8 protein-coding genes are annotated in these 7718 nt (G+C 50.0%); 4 read left to right on the plus strand and 4 right to left on the minus strand.

Features of this window, described 5'->3' with window-relative positions:
• Positions 1–77: 77 nt before the first annotated feature.
• Both ACJ2PR_RS34285 and ACJ2PR_RS34290 read left to right on the plus strand, forming a co-directional pair.
• Complete coding sequence (locus ACJ2PR_RS34285; RefSeq protein WP_446880403.1) at positions 78–1337, plus strand: lipid-A-disaccharide synthase-related protein; 1260 nt, start codon at positions 78–80, stop codon at positions 1335–1337.
• Between the two features lie 281 nt (positions 1338–1618).
• Positions 1619–1837: a hypothetical protein gene (locus ACJ2PR_RS34290; RefSeq protein WP_446859910.1), complete on the plus strand. Its 219-nt coding sequence runs from the start codon at positions 1619–1621 to the stop codon at positions 1835–1837.
• Positions 1838–1966: 129 nt separating this feature from the next.
• Here ACJ2PR_RS34290 and ACJ2PR_RS34295 read toward each other — a convergent pair whose 3' ends face one another.
• Positions 1967–2701: a 2-phosphosulfolactate phosphatase family protein gene (locus ACJ2PR_RS34295; RefSeq protein WP_446875074.1), complete on the minus strand. Its 735-nt coding sequence runs from the start codon at positions 2699–2701 to the stop codon at positions 1967–1969.
• Between the two features lie 366 nt (positions 2702–3067).
• On the opposite strand from ACJ2PR_RS34295, the gene ACJ2PR_RS34300 reads away from it, so the two are divergent.
• Positions 3068–4006 carry a phosphoribulokinase gene (locus ACJ2PR_RS34300; protein WP_446867028.1) on the plus strand — a complete coding sequence of 313 codons (939 nt, stop codon included), beginning with the start codon at positions 3068–3070 and terminating at the stop codon, positions 4004–4006.
• Between the two features lie 32 nt (positions 4007–4038).
• Here ACJ2PR_RS34300 and ACJ2PR_RS34305 read toward each other — a convergent pair whose 3' ends face one another.
• A complete protein-coding gene (locus tag ACJ2PR_RS34305) occupies positions 4039–4599 on the minus strand; it encodes a 5-formyltetrahydrofolate cyclo-ligase (protein ID WP_446880404.1) in 561 nt (186 codons plus the stop codon).
• Between the two features lie 87 nt (positions 4600–4686).
• On the opposite strand from ACJ2PR_RS34305, the gene ACJ2PR_RS34310 reads away from it, so the two are divergent.
• On the plus strand, positions 4687–6270 hold the full coding sequence (locus tag ACJ2PR_RS34310) for a peptide ligase PGM1-related protein (protein ID WP_446880405.1): 1584 nt from the start codon (positions 4687–4689) through the stop codon (positions 6268–6270).
• A gap of 42 nt (positions 6271–6312) precedes the next feature.
• Here ACJ2PR_RS34310 and ACJ2PR_RS34315 read toward each other — a convergent pair whose 3' ends face one another.
• Positions 6313–6507: a DUF2795 domain-containing protein gene (locus ACJ2PR_RS34315; RefSeq protein WP_446867025.1), complete on the minus strand. Its 195-nt coding sequence runs from the start codon at positions 6505–6507 to the stop codon at positions 6313–6315.
• Positions 6508–6711: 204 nt separating this feature from the next.
• Positions 6712–7718 (minus strand): iron uptake porin (locus ACJ2PR_RS34320; protein WP_446880406.1); only part of this gene is annotated, 1007 nt, incomplete at its 5' end.

A 7718-nucleotide genomic window follows, 5' to 3' on the forward strand; every position in this document is an offset into this window, starting at 1 on the left:
TCACCTGCCCGATCGCTCCCCATTTCAGCCCAACAAGTAGCATAGTATTCTAGTCAAGTCCCTTACTCCTCGTTGCCATGCGCCTTCTCTGTCTCAGCAATGGTCACGGCGAAGATGCGATCGCCACTCGCGTTTTATCCGAACTTCAACAGCAGTTGGGCTGTCCTGACATTCAAGCACTCCCGATCGTCGGGGAAGGTCACGCCTACCAGAAGCTAGGAATCGCCACGATCGGCACTGTTCAATCCATGCCTTCTGGTGGCTTCATTCACATGGACAGTCGGCAACTGGTGCGAGACGTGAAAGGGGGATTGGTGCAGTTAACGATCGCTCAAATCAAAGCCGTTCGCACTTGGGCAGCAGCCGATCCCAAAAATTCCTTTATCCTCGCAGTGGGCGACATCGTACCCTTGCTGTTTGCCCTGGTGAGTGGTGTTCCTTATGCTTTTACTGGAACGGCAAAATCAGAGTATTATCTGCGCGACGAAAGCGGCTGGCTCCCTCGAAAATCCTGGTGGGACGATCGCCTAGAGCGGTGGACAGGCTGCGTCTATCACCCGTGGGAACGTTGGCTAATGAGTCATCCCCGCTGCAAAGCTGTTTTTCCGCGCGATCGCATCACCGCCAATATTTTGCAACAGTTCAACGTTCCCGCCTTTGACTTGGGCAATCCGATGATGGACGGCTTAGAGTGGTCAGATACATCCCATCAACCGTCGAAATTTAAGATTCAAACGGCGCTTCCTTTGACGATCGCCCTCATCCCCGGCTCAAGAATTCCCGAAGCTTACAACAATTGGGAGATCATTCTACAAGCCATTAATGGAATGCTAGGGCAAATGGGAAGACCAATACTAGGGTTAGCAGCGATCGCACCTGGATTAGAACTGGAACGATTTCACAAAATGCTTCTAGAATATCGCTGGCAACCCTCAGATTTAAATCGCTACACACTCGGCTTTGGTGAAAAACAAGCAACTCTAGAGTTAATGCCCCAACGATTTGCAGAATGTTTGCAGCGATCGGATGTGGCGATCTCACTCGCAGGCACCGCAACCGAGCAATTCATCGGACTGGGGAAACCTGCAATCATCATTCCGGGACAGGGCCCCCAGTTCACGCCTGTCTTTGCAGAAGCTCAAACTCGACTCCTCGGAGCCTCCGTTACCCTGGTCGAACAGCCCAATCAAGTCGCCACCAAGTTAAAAGCACTGTTGAACAATCCAGATAGTTTGCAACTGACGATCGAAAACGGCCGTCGCCGCATGGGAGAACCGGGAGCCGCCAAACGAATCGCACAATGCCTACTGAAGCAAATGGATTCTGTTAGAGAATGAAGCGATCAACAATACAATTGAGCGACAGCACGATCGAACCAAAGCCCAACGACTTTCTTCACCACCCCAATAAAGTACTAGCCCGCTTTAACCTAGTTCAAAAAATTCTGATATTTGTCGTGTATGGGCTTTCTAGAAATCGGCCGTTGCAAAGGACTTCATCTAGATCTCTCACACGATTATCTTCAATAGCTGACTCTGCTTGAGCAATGAGGCGATCGACGCAAACCAAACGCTCTAAGATAGATGCAACAGATGCAACCTAAATCAATGGAAAGCTTATGTCTCTCCCCGAACTTGTGCCCCTGCTGAAGGAATTATCTCATTCTGATAAGCTCTTGTTGTTACATTTCCTGGTAACTGAATTATTGAAGGAATCAAGTTTAGTCCCATTGGACACTCAAAGCAAAGCAGGTAGCCAAGGTTTACATGACTCCTTTGAAGCAGCAGCGGTTTTAGCAAAGGCCTTGTCAGAGGAAAAAGTGATTACACAGGGTTGATAAAGTCAGATTTGCCTTTACCTAAATTGCAGAGGGGACATACAGCACTTCTAGCAATTAACCCACCCGCCTAAGATTGGCGATCGGCACTCCAACAAATGACCCATCACCAATCTTTCAACTAATCAATTAACCTCTAACCAACACCCCAATCTCACGCTGAATCGGCAACACATCCAGCACATCTGTTTGAGAACAATACTTCAAGTCATCGTGACAATCGAGTCGCAACAGTCGCTTACCATGACTCGCATGATGCAACAACCCCAACAAATCCGCTTGCCACTGCTCATACAGCGAAACGGCCCCCGTCACTTCATCATTGCCAGCCAGCTCTTCTAGCGTTACCCCCAGCCCTTCTGCCACCCTGTGAGCGATCGCCCCCGCACAAACCGTATCCTCCAGCGCAAACGATCCTTCCCAGCCCGCACCCACAATCCAAACCGTTTCGGGTTGATGTTTGAGCAAATGATCGACTACCGCCTGACGATTGATCAACGCCGCCGCCAAAACCGTAGTCGATCCTTGAATCTTTTGCAGCGCCCGCGTTCCATTCGTCGTACTGATAAAGAGACGGCGATCGTGCATCAGTTCCGGTGTACAGTCCAAAGGCGAATTGCCCATCTCACAGCCCGTCACCCGACTCCCTCCCCGCTCTCCCGCACGCAACCGCTTCTCAGAGGGCCACGCATCACTCTCATACATCAGCTTGTCCATATCACTAAAGACCTGAACGGCCTCAGCACCCACCGACAGCGCTGTCGCGATCGTACTCGTTGCCCGAAGCACATCAATGGCGATCGCACAATCCGCACCGTTTTGATCTGGAGTCAACTCAGGCGTGTGAAAGACAAATATTTTCATAGGTTTAGGAAAGACTGCAAGCTACTAAATCAGTAGTGAAGGGCGGCGGCAGGTTGAGCGAGATGACTGGGGCCGTCGAACTGCCTCTAGCACAATTTCGCTGCAAAAATTACCTGTCCGTCTTCAGAATAACGGATGCTTTCTCTCTCAGGATCAAGGTTTCTTCGGGGGTAATCATAGACTATAAGTAATGGTAAGAGAGTCATGAATCCAGTGTGACGAATGCAAATAAGGGTTGAACAAAACAAAACTGCTTTATCAACTCGCCATCTTTCGCAATCATTCTTGAACAAACTTAGATTGCTTCCCTACGCAGTTGTCCATAGAATGAGACCAATGTGTGGATGACCTATTATCGGAGGATTCATGACTCATCGCCCCATTATTCTTGGCATTGTGGGTGATAGTGCTGCGGGTAAAACAACCCTGACCAGAGGCATTGCTCAGGTGTTGGGAGAAGAGAACGTCACCACGATCTGCACAGATGACTATCACCGCTACGATCGCACCCAACGCGCCAAATTGGGCATCACTGCTCTGCATCCTGACTGCAACCATCTAGACATCATGCAGCAGCATCTTTCATTGTTGCGAACCGGACAGCCCATTCTAAAACCCATCTACAGCCACAAGACAGGCAGCTTTGAGCCACCGCAATACATTAAGCCTAACAAGTTCATCATTATTGAAGGGCTATTAGGGTATTCGACTCGCGCGGTGCTGGATTCTTATGACGTTAAAGTTTACCTGGCTCCTCCCGAAGCGCTACGAACTCAATGGAAGGTCAAACGTGATACGCAAAAGCGCGGCTACTCTGAGGAGCAGGTTTTAGCAGAGATGCAAAAGCGAGAACCCGATTCAGAACAGTTCATTCGTCCGCAGCGCACCTGGGCTGATATGGTGGTCAGTTTTTACCCACCCCCCGCAGAATCCCAGGAAACTAATGGTCATCTCAATGTACGTTTGGTGCTCAGACCGACGATTTCTCACCCCGATTTGACTCAAGTTGCCAGTTTGTCTGATCCCCAGGGCAAGTCTGCCATTCGGTTGTGTCTCGATCGCGATATGGGCAAGCCCGTCGATGTCTTAGAAGTGGATGGACACGCGACGATCGAGCAGGTTCGAGAGTTAGAAAAGTTTATCTGCAATAAAGCGCCAGAGTTGTTGACCTTTTGTAGTACCCAGTCCAACACTGAGCTAGGTAAAATCTCTGGCACCACAGGTGAAACGCTGCAAAGCTATCCCCTGGCATTGACACAACTGCTGATTGTTTATCACATGCTGAGAGCGACCAAGGGGCATTAGAAGGAAGGAGGGAGGAGGGAGGAGGGATGAAGTTAGCTTAGGGATGCAGTTACCCCAACCTCGGTGCAGATAAATTGGAGGGGACGATCCCACGGGTCGATCGCCAGCGCTTCCAAGACTCCAAACTGGAAGACGATTCCGATCGTCGGTTTGTCTGCCCATCTAGGAGAACTGAAGAGGCGATCGTAAAAGCCTCCTCCATAGCCAAGACGGTAACCGCGCCGATCACAAGCGACACAGGGAACCAAGATTAGATCGACGCGATCGATCGTCACGATCGGGGCTTCAGGATGCGGCTCGGTAATGCCATAAGCGCCTGTCTGGGTCGGAAAGTCAGAGGGAAAAAGATGCCAGAAGAGAGAATTTTCGACACAGCGAGGCACTCCCAAGACTTTATCGAGTTTCCATAACAAACTCAGATCGGGTTCCTGCCTAAAACTAAAGTAAGTCAAAATCGTTTTCGCGTCTCGAAACAGGGGAAAGGCTTGTAGATGGTCACAGATTTGTTGACTTTTGCGCTGCCACTCATTAAGGGAGAGCGATCGCCGTTTTTGCAGAAGCTTTTTTCTCAACGTTGCTTTCACGTCCGCCATCTCAGCAATTTCCCTCCTCCGCACGTATTGTCACTGTCAATCTAATCTGTATGATCGCTGATATCCCACCCATCAGGGGTTATGTATATGAACTCTCTTGATATTTCCGTTGACTCAGCAGAACCTTTTCAGCAGCTTAATCTCACATTGCGCGATCGCTGGCGGAGTGCTGACGATTTTGACACGAGTGATGCCGATATTGTGGTCATTCCTTCGATTAGCGTCGATCAGCGCGAACTGCTAAAGATCGAAGGCTTCCACCATTATGAAGAACGCTTACTATTCTCATTAATTCGTTTGCGAAATCCTCGTACAAGGCTGGTTTACATTACGTCACAGCCGCTTCATCCCAGCGTAATTGACTACTATTTACAACTCCTCCCCGGAATTCCGTTTTCTCACGCTCGCGATCGCCTGCTGCTGCTGTCTACTTATGACTCTTCAACTCGCCCCCTGAGTCAAAAAATTCTCGATCGTCCTCGGTTGCTAGAGCGGATTCGGCAGGCGGTGAGTCACGATCGAGCTTATATGATTTGCTATAACTCAACCCCTCTAGAGCGAGATTTATCCATTCAGTTAGATATTCCACTATTCGCGCTTGACCCAAGCTTACTGATCTGGGGCACCAAAAGCGGCAGCCGTCAAATCTTCGCTGAGAGTGGCGTTCCTCATCCCGATGGCAGCTTACTCGTCTGGAACGCTAAAGATCTCGCAGTAGCCGCCGCCGAACTTTGGGAACGACAGCCTACCCTCAAACGCATCGTGATCAAATTAAATGAGGGATTTTCGGGCGAAGGGAATGCACTTCTGGATCTGCGTCCACTAGAAGAAATTGCGCCTGGGTTGGCCACTCATTCCGATCGCGTGACCACCCTTTTAGAGCGATTTAAAACCTTGCACTTTGAGGCAAAATCTGAGACCTGGGAAAACTACAGCAGTCGCATTCCCGAACTGGGAGCCATTGCAGAAGCCTTTATCGAAGGGGAGGAAAAGAGATCGCCTAGTGTTCAGGGACGAGTTACGCCGATCGGAGAAGTCGAAATTCTCTCAACCCACGATCAAATTCTGGGCGGCCCCAGCGGGCAGATCTATTTGGGATGCCGTTTTCCTGCTGATGAAGTCTATCGAATGCGCTTACAAGAGTTGGGGCTGCGCGTTGGCAAGACTCTAGCTGAGAAGGGCGTTTTGGAGCGTTTTGGCGTTGATTTTGTCGCTGTCCACGATCCCGATACAGATGACTGGGATTTTCAGGCGATCGAGATCAACCTTCGCAAAGGAGGCACAACCCACCCGTTTATGACGCTCAAGTTTATGACAAACGGACGCTACGACCTCTCAAGCGGCTTATTCTACAGTCAGCAGGGACGCGCCAAATATTACATGGCAACAGACAACCTGCAAAAAGACCAGTATCGCGGCTTGCTCCCTAACGATCTGATGGACATCATCGCGCATCATCAACTTCACTTTGACACCAGCACCGAGACAGGCACCGTGTTTCATCTCATGGGCTGCTTATCAGAGTTTGGGAAGTTAGGACTCACCAGCATTGGCAACTCGCCTCAGCAAGCAGAAGATCTTTACCGACGAGTCGTGAAAGCGATCGATGAGGAAACAAAACCCAGCGACTCCAGCCACATCTTATCAACGCGCTGGAATAGCTGGTACTGAGCAGTTCTGGTAGGTAGTGGGTCGTTGCCAACTCATGCCCACTTATTCAATTTGACCGATCGCCTTGCTGACATCAGCCGCGGTTTCATACTCCTCATCCGGCAATTCTTCTAAAACAGATTGCAGATCTTCGTCGGCACCATTTTGCTGCAAATGTTTGAGCAGATTTTCTTTGTCAACGGGATAGTCAATGCCTTTGAGGTGCTTTTGTACTTCGATCGGATTCACTCTAGCCATCGTGGTCTTCTCCTGGGTTGGATTAAGTTATCAACTAGAACAAACAAAATCGTAAGTCCATCCTAAAAGCAGATCCTCTCTCTCTCCAGGCACGCTCTACTAGATCTACAAATCTATCTTCATCAAGATAGCCCAAGACGCAAAGAAGCCTCACCGAAGTGAGGCCTCAAAGACTTGATTAAAAGATCAAGCGTCAATCAGAAACTAGAAGGTGAAGGTCGTTCTTACGGTTCCGATCACAACGTCATCATTGGCACTGTTTTGACCAGGATTCACAATCCAAATCACGCCAGGTGTGACAGAGATGTTGTCGTTGAGTTGGTACTTGTAGAAGCCCTCAAAGTGGAGCGGCAGACTGTTGGGTCTGACATCGCCACGATAAGGTTCGACACCAGCCGTAAAGCCAAGAAGATTTCCTTTCTTGCCAAAGTCAGGTAACGCCAAACCTGCACCATACGTCCAGATGTCTTGCGAACCTGCACCATCATCCACAAAGTCAGCGTTGACGTAAGAACCAAAGGCATTCAACACCAGTTGAGGGCTGAGTCTAAAGGCAACCGACGCACCGTAGGCATTGATCTTTGAGGGAGTCGCGGCACCCAGTGCATTGGTTCCCACATTTGCAGCCAGCGTCCCAGAAGCTCCTACGCCACCGTTACCTGTGTCGAAGATCGCCGATCGACGGTAAGCATTCACATAGGTCAACGCTAGAGTTAGCGCATCACTCGCTTTAAAGGTAATCTGTCCCAAAGCTGAGTAGCTACCGTTAAACAAGCCATTCTTGTCACTTGGGTTATTAGCACCAGAAGCGATCGCACCACCAATTCCAGAGTTGTCAGCCAGGTAACCGCCACTGATAGTGAACGCTGGGGTCAGTTCAACGTTGACACCGACACCCGAACCGCCACCGATCTGATAGATGGGGTTGCGTTGAGCGAACACCGACAGAGGCCCAGTACCGCCGTCAGCCGCATCTAAAGCAGGGCTTGCGGTCGGTGCATAGTCGTAGTGCAGACCGCCCACAGCCGGGACGTAGAATCTTACCTTGTCATTCAGGCTGAAGAAGTAAGCAGCCCAGTCAATGAAGACCTGGTTTCCACCTGTGTTGCCGAAGTTGAAGGTTTGAATGCCTTCAGCATTTGCCCCAGCAGGCAGTGTGAAGGGGGTTGCGTTACCAGCAGCAAGACGAGTGACCAGCAGATCTTTACCCG

It is taken from the genome of Phormidesmis sp. 146-33 (genome assembly GCF_052939515.1).

Excerpts from the sequence above, each read along its gene's own strand:
- ACJ2PR_RS34305 (WP_446880404.1), bottom strand. The coding sequence starts at position 4,599 with ATGGCGGACGTGAAAGCAACGTTGAGAAAAAAGCTTCTGCAAAAACGG.
- ACJ2PR_RS34285 (WP_446880403.1), top strand. The coding sequence starts at position 78 with ATGCGCCTTCTCTGTCTCAGCAATGGTCACGGCGAAGATGCGATCGCC.
- ACJ2PR_RS34290 (WP_446859910.1), top strand. The coding sequence starts at position 1,619 with ATGTCTCTCCCCGAACTTGTGCCCCTGCTGAAGGAATTATCTCATTCT.
- ACJ2PR_RS34315 (WP_446867025.1), bottom strand. The coding sequence starts at position 6,507 with ATGGCTAGAGTGAATCCGATCGAAGTACAAAAGCACCTCAAAGGCATT.
- ACJ2PR_RS34310 (WP_446880405.1), top strand. The coding sequence starts at position 4,687 with ATGAACTCTCTTGATATTTCCGTTGACTCAGCAGAACCTTTTCAGCAG.
- ACJ2PR_RS34295 (WP_446875074.1), bottom strand. The coding sequence starts at position 2,701 with ATGAAAATATTTGTCTTTCACACGCCTGAGTTGACTCCAGATCAAAAC.
- ACJ2PR_RS34300 (WP_446867028.1), top strand. The coding sequence starts at position 3,068 with ATGACTCATCGCCCCATTATTCTTGGCATTGTGGGTGATAGTGCTGCG.